The sequence below is a fragment of the Rhizobium sp. A37_96 genome, from assembly GCF_053521765.1.
Genome location: NZ_JBNWDS010000002.1, coordinates 863,808 through 879,619 on the forward strand (window position 1 = coordinate 863,808; position 15,812 = coordinate 879,619).

A 15,812-nucleotide genomic window follows, 5' to 3' on the forward strand; every position below is an offset into this window, starting at 1 on the left:
GCTTCGCCGGCAAGGCACCTCACCATGAGGATTGGAGAGGGCTTCGAGATCAACGGCGGCGGTTAGCCCTCACCCTGAGGGGCCCCGCAGGGCCGTCTCGTAGGGCGAGGGCGGATGGCTGACGCTAGCGGCGAGCACGAAATATCCGCAGGCCGCCCGAAATCTTTGCAAATCATGCTGTGCGCAGGCCGCCTTCGTTCGGAAATTAGCGCCGACGCATGTTAGAGTTCTGGTGTGGTTTTCATCGGAAGCGGTAGGAGGCTTTCGGCGAAAATGCATTTGCGCAATTGGTGACTGCGATCTCGGGAGGAGAGCAGATGCTTGCGACCAGCGTATCGCTAGACGACAAATATACCGCAGAGGAAGGCCGCGTTTTCATGACCGGCCTGCAGACGCTGGTGCGGCTGCCCATGACCCAGATGCGGCGTGACCGCGCCGCCGGTCTCAATACGGCAGCCTTCATTTCCGGTTATCGCGGCTCGCCGCTTGGCGGCTACGACCAGCAGCTTCTGAAAGCGCAGACTTACCTCGACGCCCATGACGTCACTTTCCAGCCTGGGATCAATGAGGACCTCGCCGCCACCGCCGTCTGGGGCTCGCAGCAGGTCGGTCTATCGCCCGGCGCCCGCAAGGACGGGGTGCTCGGCATCTGGTACGGCAAGGGTCCCGGCGTCGACCGCTCCGGCGACGTGCTGAAGCACGGCAATGCGGCCGGCACGTCCAAACACGGCGGCGTGCTCTGTTTCGCCGGCGACGACCATTCCGCCAAATCTTCCACCATCCCGCACCAGACCGACCACGATTTCATGTCGGCGGTCATCCCGGTCATCTATCCCTCGTCCATCCACGAATTCCTTGAATACGGCCTGCTCGGCATCGCCATGTCGCGCTATTCCGGCTGCTGGGTCGGTATGAAATTCATCGCCGATACCGTCGAGACGACGGCAGCGGTCGACCTGTCGGGCGAGAGACGCCAATTTGTCTTGCCGACCGACTTCGAATTGCCTCCCGGCGGCCTGAACCTGCGGTGGCCCGATCCGCCCCTGGTGCAGGACGATCGCCTGCAGACCTACAAGGCCTATGCCGCCATCGCCTTCGCCCGCGCCAATCGCGTCGACGAAGTCACCCATGACGTGCCCAATGCGCGCTTCGGTATCATCTCGTCAGGCAAGGCCTATGAGGATGTGCTGCAGGCGTTGCGCGAGCTGGAGATCGGACCGCGGGAAATGGCCGCCATCGGCATGCGTATCCTCAAGGTGCGTATGCCCTGGCCGCTGGAGCCGGAAGCCGTCCGGCACTTTTCAGAAGGGCTGGACGAGGTTCTTGTCGTCGAGGAGCGGCGCGAGATCATCGAAAACCAGATCAAGCAGCAGCTGTTCAACTGGCGGGCCGATGTCCGCCCGCGCATCGTCGGCAAGTTCGACGAGCACGACAAGCCCTATCTCAGCCTCTCGGCGGCGCTGACCGTCGGCGCGGTCGCGAGAGCGATCGCCGGACGCATCGTCAAGCTCGATCTGGATCAGGGCCTGCATGACCGCATCGCCGCCAAGCTCGCCTATCTCGCCGAGCGCGGCCAGATCAGCCGCAGCCATGTCGCGCCGCTGAACCGCACGCCGTTCTTCTGCTCAGGCTGTCCGCACAACACCTCCACCCGCGTTCCCGAAGGCAGCCGCGCCATCGCCGGCATCGGCTGCCATTACATGGTCACCTGGATGGACCGCAACACCGAGACCTTCACCCAGATGGGCGGCGAGGGAGTGCCCTGGACGGCGATCGCCCGCTACACCGACGAAAAGCACATGTTCGTCAACTTGGGTGACGGCACCTATTTCCATTCCGGCATTCTCGCCATCCGCCAGTCCGTCGCCTCCAAGGTCAACGTTACCTACAAGCTGCTTTACAACGATGCCGTCGCCATGACCGGCGGCCAGCAGATCGACGGCTACCTGACGCCGCAGCTGGTGACGAAGCAGCTGCACGACGAAGGCGTCAAGCCGATCTACCTGCTGTCGGACAATCCGGATGCCTATCGCGCTTCCGAGCTGGCGCCCGGCGTCAAGGTCCTGCATCGCGACCATATCGATCAGGTGATGTTGACGTTGCGCGAGACCGAGGGCTGCTCGGCGATCGTTTACGTCCAGACCTGTGCCGCCGAGAAGCGCCGCCGCCGGAGCCGCGGTCTGATGGAGGACCCCGCGAAGCGTGTCTTCATCAACCCGGCCGTCTGCGAAGGCTGCGGCGATTGCTCGGTGCAATCCAACTGCATCTCGGTCGAGCCGCTGGAAACAGAGTTCGGCCGCAAGCGCCAGATCAACCAGTCGAGCTGCAACAAGGATTTTTCCTGCGTCAAAGGCTTCTGCCCGTCCTTCGTTACGGTTCATGGCGGCAAGCGACGCAAGCGCAAGGCGCTTGAGCACGCCGATGTCGAAGTGCCGATGCCCGAAATCCCCGTCATCGGCGACCGGCCCTGGAATATCGCGATAGCCGGCGTCGGCGGCACCGGCATCCTGACCATCGGCGCCATCCTCGGCATGGCCGCGCATCTCGACGGCAAGGTGCCGATGATCCTCGACATGGCCGGCCTCGCCCAGAAGGGCGGAGCGGTCATGAGCCATCTGCGCATCGGTCACAATGAGGCCGACGTCACCTCGTCGCGCATCGTCAATGGCGGTGCGGATCTGCTGTTTGCGGCGGATGAGGTGGTCGGTGCCTCCAAGGACGCGATCACGCTCTGCTCCTCGACGCGGACAACGGCCATCGTCAACACCGGCCTGATGCCGGTTGCCGATTTCGTCCGCAACCGCGATTTCGATTTCAAGGCCGGATCGATCCAGCACACGATCGCCAAGACCGTGAGCGACAAGTCCGTCTTCCTCGATTTCAACCATGTCGCGACCGAGGTGACCGGTGACGCCATATCGACCAACATCCTGCTGACCGGCTTTGCCTGGCAGCGCGGCCTGCTGCCGCTCTCTCTCGAAGCGATCGAAAAGGCGATCGAGCTTAACGGTGTTGCCGTCAAGGCGAGCCTGTCCGCTTTCCATTGGGGCAGGCTTCTGGCGCATGATCCGCAGGCCGTGCATGCCTTGATGGCCGAGCCGGATGCCGGCAAGACTCTGGTGGATATGAGCCTCGATGAGCTCGTCAAGCATCGCAAGGCGCATCTGACCGCCTACCAGAATGCGGCGCTCGCCGAGCGCTATGCCGCTTTTGTGGCTCACGCCCACGCGCTGGCCGCACGGGAACGGCTTTCGGACAAGATCCCCTTCGCCGTCGGCGTCACCTATGCGCGGGTTCTGGCCTACAAGGACGAGTACGAGGTCGCCCGCCTTTTGACGGATCCGGCTTTCGAGGCGCATCTGCGCGGGGAGATGGAAGGCGATTTCAAGCTGGCCCTCAATCTTGCCCCGCCGATCCTCGGCGGCAAGGATCCGAACGGCCGGCCGAAGAAGCGTGAATTCGGTGCCTGGATCCTGCCGTTGCTGCGCGCCCTTGCGCCGATGAAGCGGCTGCGCGGGACTGCTCTCGATCCCTTCGGCTATATGACGGAGCGCCGCCTGGAACGTCGCCTGATTGCCGAATATGAAGGGATAGCCGAGCGCGTGCTCGCCGGCCTGCGCCACGACAATGAGGCGGAAGCTCTTGCCATCCTCTCATTGTTCGATGAGATAAGAGGCTTCGGCCCGGTCAAGGAGGAGGCTGCCCGGAAGATCATGGTCCGGATTCTCGACAAGCTGAAGATCTACGAGATGCCGCAGCAAAAAGAGCATGTCCCGGCAGACGCCGCATGACGGCTGTGGCCGGAACTTGAAGCGGGGACAACGAGACATACGTTCGAGAAGATCGCGCGTTCGGAAAGGTCGGGAGGAGAAGCCGCATGTTTGAAGGGGGACTGAACTTCGCGCTGGGCGAGGACATCGACGCATTGCGCGAGCAGGTGCGTCGTTTTGCCGATCGTCGCATCGCACCGTTTGCCGACGAGATCGATCGCAACAACAGTTTCCCGATGCATCTCTGGAAGGAGATGGGCGATCTCGGCCTGCTCGGCATCACCGTCGACGATGCCTATGGCGGTCCCGGCCTCGGCTATCTCGCCCATACGATCGCGATGGAGGAGATCAGCCGCGCGTCGGCTTCCGTCGGCCTGAGTTACGGCGCCCATTCCAACCTCTGTGTCAACCAGATCCACCGCAACGGCACGACGGCGCAAAAGGAGCGCTATCTTCCGAAGCTGATATCGGGCGATCATGTGGGTGCATTGGCCATGTCGGAGCCGGGTGCCGGCTCCGATGTCGTGTCCATGAAGCTGCACGCTGAAAAGCGCGGCCGTCACTATGTGCTGAACGGCAGCAAGATGTGGATCACCAACGGCCCGGATGCCGATGTGCTCGTCGTCTACGCCAAGACTTCGCCCGATGCGGGCCCGCGCGGCATTACCGCATTCCTGGTGGAAAAGGGCTTCCCCGGCTTCTCCGTCGGCCAGAAGCTCGACAAGCTCGGCATGCGCGGCTCGAACACCTCGGAGCTGATCTTTCTCGATTGCGAAGTGCCGGAGGAGAATGTTCTCGGGCAGGTCGATGGCGGCGTCCGCGTGCTGATGTCGGGTCTCGACTACGAGCGCGTCGTGCTGTCGGGCGGTCCCGTCGGCATTATGGCCGCCTGCATGGATGTGGTGCTGCCCTATATGCATGAGCGCAAGCAGTTCGGCCAGTCGATCGGCGAGTTCCAGCTCATGCAGGGCAAGCTTGCCGATATGTACGTCACCATGAATGCGGCCCGCGCCTATGTCTATGCGGTCGCAGCCGCCTGCGATCGCGGCGAGACCACGCGCAAGGACGCCGCCGGCTGCATTCTCTATTCCGCCGAGAAGGCGACGGCGCTGGCGCTGGAATGCATCCAGGCGCTCGGCGGCAACGGCTATACCAACGATTATCCGGCCGGCCGGCTGTTGCGCGATGCCAAGCTCTACGAAATCGGTGCCGGCACGTCCGAAATCCGGCGTATGCTGATCGGCCGCGAGCTGTTCGGCGAGACGGCCTGATTTCGAACCCCATTCCCATCAACCGGTGAAGCGCATGACCGTCCTGAAATCAGAGATATCGACGCATACGGATCGCTTCCGGGACAACCGCGCCGCGCTTCTCGAGGCGATCGGCGTGGCCGAGGCGGCGGTGGCGCAGGCGGCGGAAGGCGGCGGCGCCCAGGCGCGCGAGCGCCATGTCGGCCGAGGCAAGATGTTGCCGCGCGATCGTGTTGCGGGATTGATCGATCCGGCCACGCCGTTTCTCGAGATCGGGACGACGGCCGCTCATGGCCTCTATGGCGGCGATGCGCCCGGTGCCGGGCTAATCGCCGGTATCGGCCGCGTCTCCGGCCGCGATTGCATGATCGTCTGCAACGACGCCACGGTCAAAGGCGGCACCTACTATCCGATCACGGTGAAGAAGCATCTGCGGGCGCAGGAGATTGCGGCGGAAAACAATCTCCCCTGCATCTATCTCGTCGATTCCGGCGGCGCCAACCTGCCGAACCAGGACGAGGTCTTTCCGGACCGCGATCATTTCGGCCGCATCTTCTACAATCAGGCAAACATGTCGGCGGCCGGCATCCCGCAGATCGCCGTTGTCATGGGCTCCTGTACGGCAGGCGGCGCCTACGTGCCCGCCATGTCGGACGAGACCATCATCGTCGACAAACAGGGGACGATCTTTCTTGCCGGACCGCCGCTGGTCAAGGCGGCAACAGGCGAAGTGGTCTCGGCCGAGGATCTCGGCGGCGGCGACGTCCATACGCGGCTTTCCGGCGTTGCCGATCATCTGGCGCGCGACGATGCCCATGCGCTTGCGCTCGCCCGGCAGGCGGTCGCCAACCTCAACCGCCGCAAGCCCGAAAGCGTCGAGCTTCGTTCGCCTGAACCGCCACTCTACGACCCCGAAGAAATCCTCGGCATCGTCCCTTCCGATCTGCGCACGCCCTATGACGTGCGCGAGGTCATCGCCCGCACGGTGGATGGCTCGCGCTTCGACGAATTCAAGGCCCGTTACGGCACGACGCTGGTCTGCGGCTTCGCCCATATCCACGGCATTCCGGTAGGGATCATCGCCAACAACGGCGTGCTTTTCTCGGAGTCGGCGCTGAAGGGCGCGCATTTCGTCGAGCTCTGCTCGCAGCGCAAGATCCCGCTCGTTTTCCTGCAGAACATCACTGGCTTCATGGTCGGGCGCAAATACGAGACGGAGGGCATCGCCAAGAACGGCGCCAAGCTGGTGACGGCCGTTGCCACGACCAAGGTCCCGAAGATCACCATGCTGATCGGCGGCTCCTTCGGCGCCGGCAACTACGGCATGGCCGGCCGTGCCTATTCGCCGCGCTTCCTCTGGACATGGCCCAACAGCCGCATCTCGGTCATGGGCGGGGAGCAGGCGGCGGGCGTGCTCGCCACCGTGCGGAGCGAGGCGCTGGCGCGTGCCGGCAAGCCCTGGACGAAAGAGGAGGAGGCCGCCTTCAAGGCGCCGACCCTCAAGATGTTCGAAACCCAGAGCCATCCGCTCTATGCCTCGGCCCGTCTTTGGGACGACGGCATCATCGACCCGCGCAAGAGCCGCGACGTGCTGGCTCTGTCGCTTTCAGCAGCACTCAACGCGCCGATCGAAGACACACGCTTCGGTCTTTTCAGGATGTGAGGAGATGGAGATGAAACGCGATGCCATCAATGCCAAGAATGCGCCGCAACCCCGCGGCGGCTATGCGCAGGCGGTAAAACTCGAGAGTTTCGAGCGCTTGCTCTTCGTCAGCGGCCAGATACCGACCGATGTTGACGACGCCTTGCCTGAAGGTTTTCAGGCGCAGGCCCGGCAGGTCTGGCACAACATCGACGCCCAGCTCAAGGCGGCCGGGATGACGAAGGACGATATCGTCAAAGTCACCACCTTTCTCGCCGACCGCCGCCACACGATGGAAAACCGCGAGATCCGCGCCGAGTATCTTGGCCCGCTCACGCCGGCCATGACTGTCGTGATCGCGGGCATTTTCGATACCGCCTGGCTGCTTGAGGTCGAGGTTATCGCCGCGCAATAGGATCCGCCGATGTTTTCGAAGATACTGATCGCCAATCGCGGGGAAATCGCCTGCCGGGTCATCCGGACGGCAAGGCGCCTGGGCATCCGCACGGTCGCCGTCTATTCCGACGCCGACAGGGATTCCCTGCATGTGGCGCTGGCCGACGAGGCCGTCCACATTGGCACGGCGGCTGCAAGCGAAAGCTATCTTTCGAAGGAGAAGATCATCGCTGCCGCTGAGCGGACGGGCGCCGAAGCCATTCATCCCGGCTACGGCTTTCTTTCGGAAAATGCTCACTTCGCCGAAGCGGTCGAGGCTGCTGGCCTGGTCTTCATCGGCCCGTCACCGGCCTCCATCCGCGCCATGGGGCTCAAGGATGCCGCCAAGGCGCTGATGGAGCGTGCCGGCGTGCCAGTCGTTCCCGGTTATCACGGTGACGGGCAGGAGCCGGGCTTTCTGGGCGGGCAAGCAGCCGATATAGGCTTTCCGGTTCTCATCAAGGCGCGCGCCGGCGGCGGCGGCAAGGGCATGCGCCGCGTCGATCGGCCGGAGGATTTCGAGGCCTCGCTGGAGGCGGCAAAGCGCGAGGCGAAATCCGCATTTGGCGACGATGCGGTGCTGATCGAGAAATATCTGGTCAAGCCGCGCCACATCGAGATCCAGGTCTTCGGCGACAGCCAAGGCAATGCCGTGCATCTCTTCGAGCGCGATTGCTCGCTGCAGCGCCGGCACCAGAAGGTGATCGAGGAGGCGCCGGCGCCCGGCATGACGGAGGAGATGCGCAGCGCCATGGGCGAGGCAGCCGTCCGCGCCGCCCACGCCATCGATTATCGCGGCGCCGGCACGGTCGAGTTCATCGCCGATGTTTCCGAAGGTCTGTCGCCGGATCGCTTCTTCTTCATGGAAATGAATACCCGCCTGCAGGTCGAGCACCCCGTCACCGAGGCGATTGCCGGCGTCGATCTGGTCGAATGGCAATTGCGCGTCGCCAGTGGCGAGCCGTTGCCTAAGACGCAGGACGAACTCACCATAAACGGCTGGGCCTTCGAAGCCCGTATCTATGCCGAAGACCCGTCGCGCGGCTTCCTGCCGGCAACCGGCACACTTTCCCACCTTCGCTTTCCCGAAGGCGATGTCCGCATCGATTCAGGCGTGCGCGAGGGCGATACCATCACCCCGCATTACGATCCGCTGATCGCCAAGCTGACCGTGCATGCGCCGGATCGCGCGGCTGCCCTTGCCGGCCTCACGCGCGGTCTGGAACAGACGCAGGTCGCGGGAACCATCACCAATCTCGATTTCCTCATCCGGCTCAGCCGCCAGCCGGATTTCGCGACCGGCCATCCGGACACGGGGTTGATCGACCGGGACGTGGAGGCGCTGACCGCAGCGCAACAGCCCGACGATGCCGCCCTTGCCATCGCCGCGATTGTCGAGGCGGGCGGGTTTGTTCGAAACACCGGCAACGACCCATGGCTCTCGCTCGGCGCCTGGCAGCTTTGGGGTGAGGCAAGCCGCCCCGTCACGCTGCATTTTGCCGGTGGCCAGAGGAGCTGCCGGGTGACTGCCGGGGATCGGGCGCTTTTCAGCGTCGCCTTCGATGATCGCGCTATTCCTGTCCGGCTGCTTGCGGGTGAGGGCGTTTCCCGGCGCGTCGAGATCGATGGCAGGCAGTCGCGTGTCGATATCTTCGAAACATCGTCAGGCGTCACCCTGTTTCTCGATGGGCAGACGCATCATTTCCACCGCCTCGATCCGCTCGACGGCGGCGAGGAAACAGCCAGCGGCGGCGACCGCGTGATTGCGCCGATGCCGGGTCTCGTCAAGATCGTGCGCGTGCATGAGGGGGATACGGTGACCAAGGGTCAGGCGCTGATCGTCATGGAGGCCATGAAGATGGAGTTGACGCTGACGGCGGCTCGCGACGGCATCGTGGAAAGCCTGCATGTCGGCGAGGGCGACCAGACCAGCGAGAGCGCCGTGCTTCTGTCGCTTCGGCCGGAGGATGCGGCATGACCGACAAGCCTTCCAGCCGCGTTACCATCGTCGAGATGGCGCCGCGCGACGGCCTGCAGAACGAGAAGCAGCCGGTCGATACCGCGCGCAAGATCGAGCTGGTGGACCTGCTGTCCGACTGCGGTTTCGAGCGCATCGAGGTCACCAGCTTCGTCAGTCCGAAATGGGTGCCGCAGCTTGCCGATGCGGCCGCGGTCATGGCCGGAATAAAGCGGCGTTCAGGCGTCCGTTACACGGCGCTGGCGCCGAATATGCAGGGGTTCGAGGCCGCGCTTGCGGCCGGGGCCGATGAAGTGGCGATCTTCGCTTCGGCGTCCGAAACCTTCTCCATGCGCAACATCAACTGCTCGATCGCCGAGAGCATCGAGCGCTTCCGGCCGGTCGCCGCCGCCAGCCGCGAACGCGGTCTGCCATTGCGCGGTTACGTCAGCTGCGTCGTCGAATGCCCCTATGAAGGCGCGGTGCCGCCGCAAAATGTCGTCAACGTCGCGTGGCAATTGCGGGCGCTCGGCTGCTACGAGATCAGCCTCGGCGACACGATCGGCAGAGGTTCGCCCGAGGCCGTCGACCGGATGCTCGCCGCAGTCCTGGGCGAACTCCCCGCGACAGTGCTTGCCGGCCATTTTCACGATACGTCCGGCCGCGCGCTCGAGAATATCGCCATCGCCCTGGAGCGCGGCCTGCGGGTGTTCGATGCCGCCGCCGGCGGTCTCGGCGGTTGTCCCTTCGCCCCTGGGGCCAAGGGCAATGTCGATACCGTTTCGGTTCACGACTATCTGTCGGCGAGGGGTTACGACACCGGCCTCGACAAGGACAAGCTCGCCCGCGCCGCCGCCTTTGCCCGCAGCCTCAGGAGTGCCCCATGATATCGCAAACGATCCGTGTCGCCACCGATGAACGCGGTGTTGCCCACCTCACGCTGGCGCGCTCCGAAAAGCATAATGCTTTGTCGGCCGGGATGATCGATGACTTGACGGCGGCAACGCATGATCTCGCTCACGACAAGACGGTTCGCGTCGTCGTGCTGACCGGCGAGGGCCCCAGTTTTTGCGCCGGCGGCGATCTCGGCTGGATGCGCGCGCAGTTCGACGCCACGCGTGCCGGGCGCATGGCCGAGGCACGCCGGCTCGCCATGCTGTTCAAGGCGCTGAACGAGCTGCCGAAGCCGCTGGTCGCCCGCGTCCATGGCAATGCCTTCGGCGGCGGCATCGGCATCCTCAGCGTCTGCGACATGGTGATATCGGCATCGACGGCCCGTTTCGGCCTGACGGAGGTGCGTCTCGGCATCATCCCGGCCACTATCAGCCCCTATGTCGTCGCCCGCATCGGTGAGACGAACGCCCGCCCGCTGTTTCTCTCCGGCAAGATCATCGATGCCTGGCAGGCGCATGCCGCCGGTCTCCTGTCGCGGGTCGTTGCCGAGGACGCATTGGATGAAGCCGTGGAGGCCGAGGTTCGCCATTTCATGGCGGCCTCTCCGCAGGCCGCGGCTCGCGCCAAGGCCTTGGCGCGCTCTGTCGGCAGGCCGATCACCGACGACATGATAGATCATGTCGTCGAGCAATTGGCGGATGCGTGGGAGACCGAAGAGGCGAGGGAGGGCGTCACCGCCTTCTTCGAAAAGCGGCAGCCGAACTGGCGATCGGCCTAAACGAGCCTGTTGTTTTCGACGGTCAATTGCGGGAACTGCGTGTTCCCCTTGACCAGTTCGCCGGAGGCGGGCTTGTCCCAGCGAAAGCCCATGATCGCGCCTTGCTCCATCTCCTGAAAGAGGTTGCCGGCAATCACGGCCGAGCCGGCGCCGTCCGCCACCGAAACGACGCAGCCGATGCCGGCGTGCCTGACGATATTGCCGGTTGCGACGACGTTGCGGAGATACTGGCCCCAGCCGAGCCTTAGCCCCCAGAGCGGCGCGTTCTCGATGACATTGTCTGAAATCAGTGTATCGGCTTCCGCCGAGATGCCGATGCCAAAGCCGCCGTCCTGCGCATAAGGCGCTGTCAGCGACAGGTTGCGGATGACGTTCCCCGTCACTGAGGCGAGCCTTCCGCCCTTGTCGAAATTGGTGATGGCGATGCCATTGGCGGCTCCGTCGACCAGATTGTTGCTGATCGTCGCGCCGACGAACTCGAATTCGCAGTAGATCGCGGTTTCGCCGGAACGCAGGCATTGGTTGTTCGAGATCTGCACGTTCGATGCCGAGTTGGCGCGGATGGCGGTGAAGGCGCAATCGGCAACATGATTGCCCGAGACCGTGACGCCATCGGCGCGGAAGACGTTGATGCCGTTGCCGTTCTGGCCGGTGCCGCCGCCATTGGCGCCGATGCGGGCAATGCGGTTGTTGATGACGCTGCTGCCATCCTCGGCTTTGTCCCAGCGGTGGATGAGGATGCCGCCATTGCCGCAATCCTCGACGCGGTTGTCGCTCACCGCCAATCCGGTTGATTGGACGGAATAGATGCCGGCTTCCGCAGCACCCGAGATGCGGCTGCGCTCGATCCGGCCGCCGCAGCGCTCCAGCTGCAGCGCGTGCTTGCGGCTGCCGGCGATTTCGCAATTGTCGATCAGCACCTCGTCGACGCCGGTGAATTGCAGCAGGCCGCCGGCATAGTCGGCGAGCCAGCGATTGCCGCCGTCGAGGATGAGGCCGGAAAGCTCGATGCGCCGGGCCTTGTCGGCGTTCATCAGATGACCGTCACCGCTGTAGACGAGCCGCGAGGCACCGGGAACGCCGGTAATGCGCGTATTGTCGGGCAGCGTCAGATTGGAAATGTTGTAGGTGCCGGGCGGCAGGAAGAGCGGAATATTTGTGCGCGCCGCATTGTCGATCATTGCCTGCAGCTTGCCGCTCCTGAAGTCGCTCGCGCCCGGCGTCGTCTTCAGCGCAATGGCGTCGATCGGCCCCCGCAGCTCGACACCGGTCATCTTGGCGAGTGGTGCTGCAAAAACACGCGGCGCAAGCAGGCCGGCCGCAGCCGAGGCGGCGATGGAAGCGATGAAGGCACGGCGTTGGATCATTGCGAACTCCTGGAACATCACCCGCCAAGCAGAAATCGTGCCACGCCGATCTGTCCCGCTTTGGTACAGGAGGTTGCCGTCTGCCCGCTCGCGGCCGGCCACCAGAGCCAGGCTCTTTGCATTTCATTGACCAATCCGGCACATGCGACGTCGTCCGCCCGGTAGGTTCACTCTAGGGGCGACTCGCCACGCGTGTTACCGCTGCCACATGCGGATCGCAGCCTTTCAACGTCTGGCACTTTTCGATGCCGCCGAACAGGCGGCCGAGGTTTTGGCGCGCGATCTTGCCTGGGCTGAAGCACAAGGCATCGATCTTGCCCTTTTTCCGGAATGCTATCTGCAGGGGCACAGCTATAACGAGGCCATCGCCAGGCGCCGCGCGCTTTCCCTCGACGATCCCGGCTTGAATGCCCTTGTCGCTCGCTTCGCGGCGGGAAGAACGACTGTCATCGTCGGCCTGTTCGAGCGAAGGGGCGCCGCGCTCTACAACAGCGCCGTCGTCGCCAAGGCAGGCCGCGTGATGGGGGCCTATGCCAAGGCCCACCCGCTGGAAAGCGGCTGTACGCCGGGGAAGGATTTTCCCGTCTGGGAGGAGGGCCGGTGGCGCTTCGGCATCAATATCTGCGGCGATCTTAGATATCCCTACACGGCGCGTCGCCTGGCTCGCAAGGGAGCCGGCCTCATCTGCAACCCCATCAACCTGATGCTCCGGCCCCACAAGGCGGAAAAGTGGCATCGGCCGGGCATATCGGGCCTGCAGATATGCGCCAGGCATACGGGATGCTGGGTCATGGCTGCGGATGTCGTCGGCAGCAACGACGACGGCTGGTTCAGCTATGGCAGCAGCGCCATTGTCGATCCCAACGGCGTTGTCGTCGCCAAGGCGAAGCCGCATAGCGAGGATGTCCTCGTCTTCGACCTCCCCGATCGGCAACCCGAGCGCGGATTCGATCAAAAAGCTGCTGTCATCGCTACCTAATCGTGCAAATCGCGCTATCCTCATGAGTCATGAGACCGGACCAACTGCTTTATCCAGCGCCTGAGGGACTGTTCTGCCCGATCGGTGGCTTTTATATCGACCCCGTGCAGCCGGTCGAGTGGGCGTTGGTCACGCATGGCCATTCCGATCACGCCCGCTCCGGCCATGCCCATGTGCTCGCGACGCGCCAGACGCTCGACATCATGCGTATCCGTTATGGCGATGGCTTTGCAGGCTCCGAACAGGCGGTTGCCTTTGGCGAGCCGGTGACGATCAACGGCGTCAAGGTGCAGTTCCACCCCGCCGGCCATGTCCTCGGCTCGGCGCAGATCGCGGTGGAGAAGGATGGCCTGCGCATCGTCGTTTCCGGCGACTACAAGCGCCGGCCGGACCCGACCTGTGCGGCCTATGTGCCGGTGCCCTGCGATGTTTTCATCACCGAGGCCACGTTCGGCCTGCCGGTGTTCCATCATCCCGATCCCATGGCCGAGACGCGCAAGCTCCTGGCCTCGCTTCGCCAGTTTCCCGAGCGAACGCACCTGATCGGCGCCTACGCGCTCGGCAAGGCGCAGCGCGTCATCCGGCTGCTGCGCGATGCCGGCTACGACCGGCCGATCTATATTCACGGCGCGCTGGAAACGCTGTGCGACTACTATGTCAGTCAAGGCATCGCGCTTGGCGAGTTGCGGCCGGCCACCATCGAGAGCAAGGATCAAACCATCTTTCAGGGCGCTGTCGTCGTCGGCCCGCCCTCCGCGTTTCAGGACCGCTGGGCAAGACGGTTTCACGAGCCGCTGCCGGCCTTTGCTTCCGGCTGGATGATGGTGCGCCAGCGCGCCAAGCAGCTCGGCGTCGAGCTGCCGCTGGTCATATCGGACCATTGCGACTGGCCGGAGCTGACCGAGACGATCTCCGATCTGAAGCCGGGCGAGGTCTGGGTCACGCACGGCCGCGAGGAGGCGCTGGTGCGCTGGTGCGAGCTGCAGGGCATCGCCGCCAAGCCGCTTCATCTCATCGGCTACGAAGACGAGGGCGATTGATGAAAGCCTTTGCCGACCTTCTCGACCGCCTGGTGCTGACGCCGAGCCGCAACGGCAAGCTGAAGCTGCTGACCGACTATTTCCGCGACACGCCCGACCCCGACCGAGGCTATGGCCTGGCCGCCATCGCCGGCACGCTCGAGGTGCGCAACGTCAAGCCTGCCATGCTGCGCGAGCTCGTTCTCGAGCGCATGGACGAGGTGCTGTTCCGCTATTCCTACGATTATGTCGGCGACCTCGCGGAGACGATCTCGCTTGTCTGGGACAAGGAGAGCGATATCGAGCGCCCCGCCGGCGAGCAGCCGAAGCTCGGCGACGTCGTGCGCCGCATGAACGCGCTGGGAAGGACCGAGGTGCGCAGCTTCGTCCGCGATCTGCTCGACCGGCTCGATACGTCGGGACGTTTCGCCTTCCTGAAGCTTGCGACCGGCGCGTTGCGCATCGGCGTCTCGGCCCGCCTCGCCAAGCAGGCGCTGGCCGAGCTTGGCGGCAAGGACGTGACCGAAATCGAAACGCTGTGGCATGGGTTGCAGCCGCCCTATGAGAGCCTGTTTCGCTGGCTTGAGGGCAAGGACGAGCGGCCGATACTGGCGACACCGGCGATCTTCCATTCCGTCATGCTCGCCAATCCGGTCGAGCCGGGCGATCTCGACGGGCTCGACCCCAGCGATTTCGCCGCCGAGTGGAAATGGGATGGCATTCGCGTCCAGCTTTCGCGCGCGGGCGACACGAGCAAGCTCTATTCGCGCTCCGGCGACGATATCTCCGGAGCTTTCCCCGATATCGTGGATGCGATGAGTTTCGAGGGCGTCATGGATGGCGAGCTGCTGGTCGGCGGCACCGTGCGTTCCAACAGCCCGACGCGCAGCTTTTCCGATCTGCAGCAACGTCTCAACCGCAAGACCGTCACCTCAAAAATGCTGGACGAGTTCCCGGCTTTCATTCGCGCCTACGATCTCCTGTTCGATGGGGCGGAGGACGTGCGCGCCCGCAGCTTCCTCGATCGGCGCGAACGGCTGACGGAGATTGTCGAAGCCGCACCACATGATCGCTTCGATCTCTCGCCGCTCGTCGATTTTTCCTCCTGGGAGGAGCTGGACCGGCTGCGCACCGCGCCGCCAGATCCGGTGATCGAAGGCGTGATGATAAAGCGCCGGGACAGCGCCTACCTTGCCGGCCGCGCCAAAGGCCCCTGGTTCAAGTGGAAACGGGATCCGTATAATGTCGATGCCGTGCTGATGTATGCGCAGCGCGGCCACGGCAAGCGCTCCAGCTACTATTCCGATTTCACCTTCGGCGTCTGGGCGACGACGCCGGAAGGCGAGCAGCTCGTGCCTGTCGGCAAGGCCTATTTCGGCTTCACCGACGCCGAGCTGGAAGTGCTCGACAAGTTCGTGCGCAACAACACGGTCGATCGCTTCGGCCCGGTTCGGGCCGTACGCGCCGATCGCGATTTCGGCTTCGTGCTTGAAGTGGCCTTTGAAGGGATCAACCGTTCCACGCGCCACAAATCGGGCGTCGCAATGCGTTTTCCGCGCATTGCGCGGCTGCGGCCGGATAAGCCGCCTTATGAGGCGGATCGGCTGGAAAGTTTGATTGCGCTGATTGACGCAAAGGCTCCCGCTGTCGATGAATAGCACAAGGCGATTCCTCACCACAATGTGAGTTGGCCTTGCCTTTCGACCCGTGCAGATTTGTGC

General features: G+C 64.0%; 11 protein-coding genes. 10 read left to right on the top strand and 1 reads right to left on the bottom strand.

The window, feature by feature from the left end:
* Positions 1–290 precede the first annotated feature (290 nt).
* The 7 genes from ACQZ6J_RS10670 to ACQZ6J_RS10700 all read left to right on the top strand — a co-directional run bounded on the left by ACQZ6J_RS10670 (position 291) and on the right by ACQZ6J_RS10700 (position 10,726).
* Positions 291–3,791, top strand: coding sequence for an indolepyruvate ferredoxin oxidoreductase family protein (locus ACQZ6J_RS10670; RefSeq protein WP_449084167.1), 3,501 nt, complete (start codon positions 291–293; stop codon positions 3,789–3,791).
* Positions 3,792–3,877: 86 nt separating this feature from the next.
* The gene (locus ACQZ6J_RS10675) at positions 3,878–5,041 is read left to right on the top strand and encodes an isovaleryl-CoA dehydrogenase (protein WP_449083879.1); all 1,164 of its coding nucleotides are present in this window, start codon (positions 3,878–3,880) and stop codon (positions 5,039–5,041) included.
* Between the two features lie 34 nt (positions 5,042–5,075).
* Positions 5,076–6,683 carry a carboxyl transferase domain-containing protein gene (locus tag ACQZ6J_RS10680; RefSeq protein WP_449083881.1) on the top strand — a complete coding sequence of 536 codons (1,608 nt, stop codon included), beginning with the start codon at positions 5,076–5,078 and terminating at the stop codon, positions 6,681–6,683.
* A 10-nt stretch (positions 6,684–6,693) separates the two neighbouring features.
* Positions 6,694–7,077 (top strand): RidA family protein, encoded by a 384-nt coding sequence (locus tag ACQZ6J_RS10685; RefSeq protein WP_163991568.1) that lies wholly within the window; start codon positions 6,694–6,696, stop codon positions 7,075–7,077.
* Positions 7,078–7,086: 9 nt separating this feature from the next.
* A complete protein-coding gene (locus ACQZ6J_RS10690; RefSeq protein ID WP_449083883.1) occupies positions 7,087–9,075 on the top strand; it encodes an acetyl/propionyl/methylcrotonyl-CoA carboxylase subunit alpha in 1,989 nt (662 codons plus the stop codon).
* A complete protein-coding gene (locus ACQZ6J_RS10695) occupies positions 9,072–9,941 on the top strand; it encodes a hydroxymethylglutaryl-CoA lyase (RefSeq protein ID WP_449083885.1) in 870 nt (289 codons plus the stop codon). The genes ACQZ6J_RS10690 and ACQZ6J_RS10695 overlap by 4 nt, the downstream gene beginning before the upstream one ends.
* Entirely contained in the window at positions 9,938–10,726 is a 789-nt protein-coding gene (locus ACQZ6J_RS10700; protein ID WP_449083887.1) for a crotonase/enoyl-CoA hydratase family protein, read from the top strand. Before ACQZ6J_RS10695 ends, ACQZ6J_RS10700 begins: the two co-directional genes overlap by 4 nt.
* On the opposite strand, the gene ACQZ6J_RS10705 is transcribed toward ACQZ6J_RS10700, so the two are convergent.
* A complete protein-coding gene (locus ACQZ6J_RS10705) occupies positions 10,723–12,093 on the bottom strand; it encodes a TIGR03808 family TAT-translocated repetitive protein (RefSeq protein ID WP_449083889.1) in 1,371 nt (456 codons plus the stop codon). The genes ACQZ6J_RS10700 and ACQZ6J_RS10705 overlap by 4 nt on opposite strands.
* A gap of 208 nt (positions 12,094–12,301) precedes the next feature.
* Here ACQZ6J_RS10705 and ACQZ6J_RS10710 point away from each other — a divergent pair, with 208 nt between their 5' ends.
* The 3 genes from ACQZ6J_RS10710 to ACQZ6J_RS10720 are packed head-to-tail and all read left to right on the top strand — an operon-like array spanning position 12,302 to position 15,749.
* The gene (locus ACQZ6J_RS10710) at positions 12,302–13,072 is read left to right on the top strand and encodes a carbon-nitrogen hydrolase family protein (protein WP_449083891.1); all 771 of its coding nucleotides are present in this window, start codon (positions 12,302–12,304) and stop codon (positions 13,070–13,072) included.
* 29 nt (positions 13,073–13,101) lie between these two features.
* On the top strand, positions 13,102–14,112 hold the full coding sequence (locus ACQZ6J_RS10715; RefSeq protein WP_449083893.1) for a ligase-associated DNA damage response exonuclease: 1,011 nt from the start codon (positions 13,102–13,104) through the stop codon (positions 14,110–14,112).
* Positions 14,112–15,749, top strand: coding sequence for a cisplatin damage response ATP-dependent DNA ligase (locus ACQZ6J_RS10720; protein ID WP_449083895.1), 1,638 nt, complete (start codon positions 14,112–14,114; stop codon positions 15,747–15,749). Before ACQZ6J_RS10715 ends, ACQZ6J_RS10720 begins: the two co-directional genes overlap by 1 nt.
* The last annotated feature ends 63 nt before the right edge of the window (positions 15,750–15,812 follow it).

Coding starts and splice junctions, on each gene's coding strand:
- ACQZ6J_RS10710 (WP_449083891.1), top strand. CDS start 12,302: ATGCGGATCGCAGCCTTTCAACGTCTGGCACTTTTCGATGCCGCCGAA.
- ACQZ6J_RS10695 (WP_449083885.1), top strand. CDS start 9,072: ATGACCGACAAGCCTTCCAGCCGCGTTACCATCGTCGAGATGGCGCCG.
- ACQZ6J_RS10700 (WP_449083887.1), top strand. CDS start 9,938: ATGATATCGCAAACGATCCGTGTCGCCACCGATGAACGCGGTGTTGCC.
- ACQZ6J_RS10705 (WP_449083889.1), bottom strand. CDS start 12,093: ATGATCCAACGCCGTGCCTTCATCGCTTCCATCGCCGCCTCGGCTGCG.
- ACQZ6J_RS10720 (WP_449083895.1), top strand. CDS start 14,112: ATGAAAGCCTTTGCCGACCTTCTCGACCGCCTGGTGCTGACGCCGAGC.
- ACQZ6J_RS10690 (WP_449083883.1), top strand. CDS start 7,087: ATGTTTTCGAAGATACTGATCGCCAATCGCGGGGAAATCGCCTGCCGG.
- ACQZ6J_RS10680 (WP_449083881.1), top strand. CDS start 5,076: ATGACCGTCCTGAAATCAGAGATATCGACGCATACGGATCGCTTCCGG.
- ACQZ6J_RS10715 (WP_449083893.1), top strand. CDS start 13,102: ATGAGACCGGACCAACTGCTTTATCCAGCGCCTGAGGGACTGTTCTGC.
- ACQZ6J_RS10675 (WP_449083879.1), top strand. CDS start 3,878: ATGTTTGAAGGGGGACTGAACTTCGCGCTGGGCGAGGACATCGACGCA.
- ACQZ6J_RS10685 (WP_163991568.1), top strand. CDS start 6,694: ATGAAACGCGATGCCATCAATGCCAAGAATGCGCCGCAACCCCGCGGC.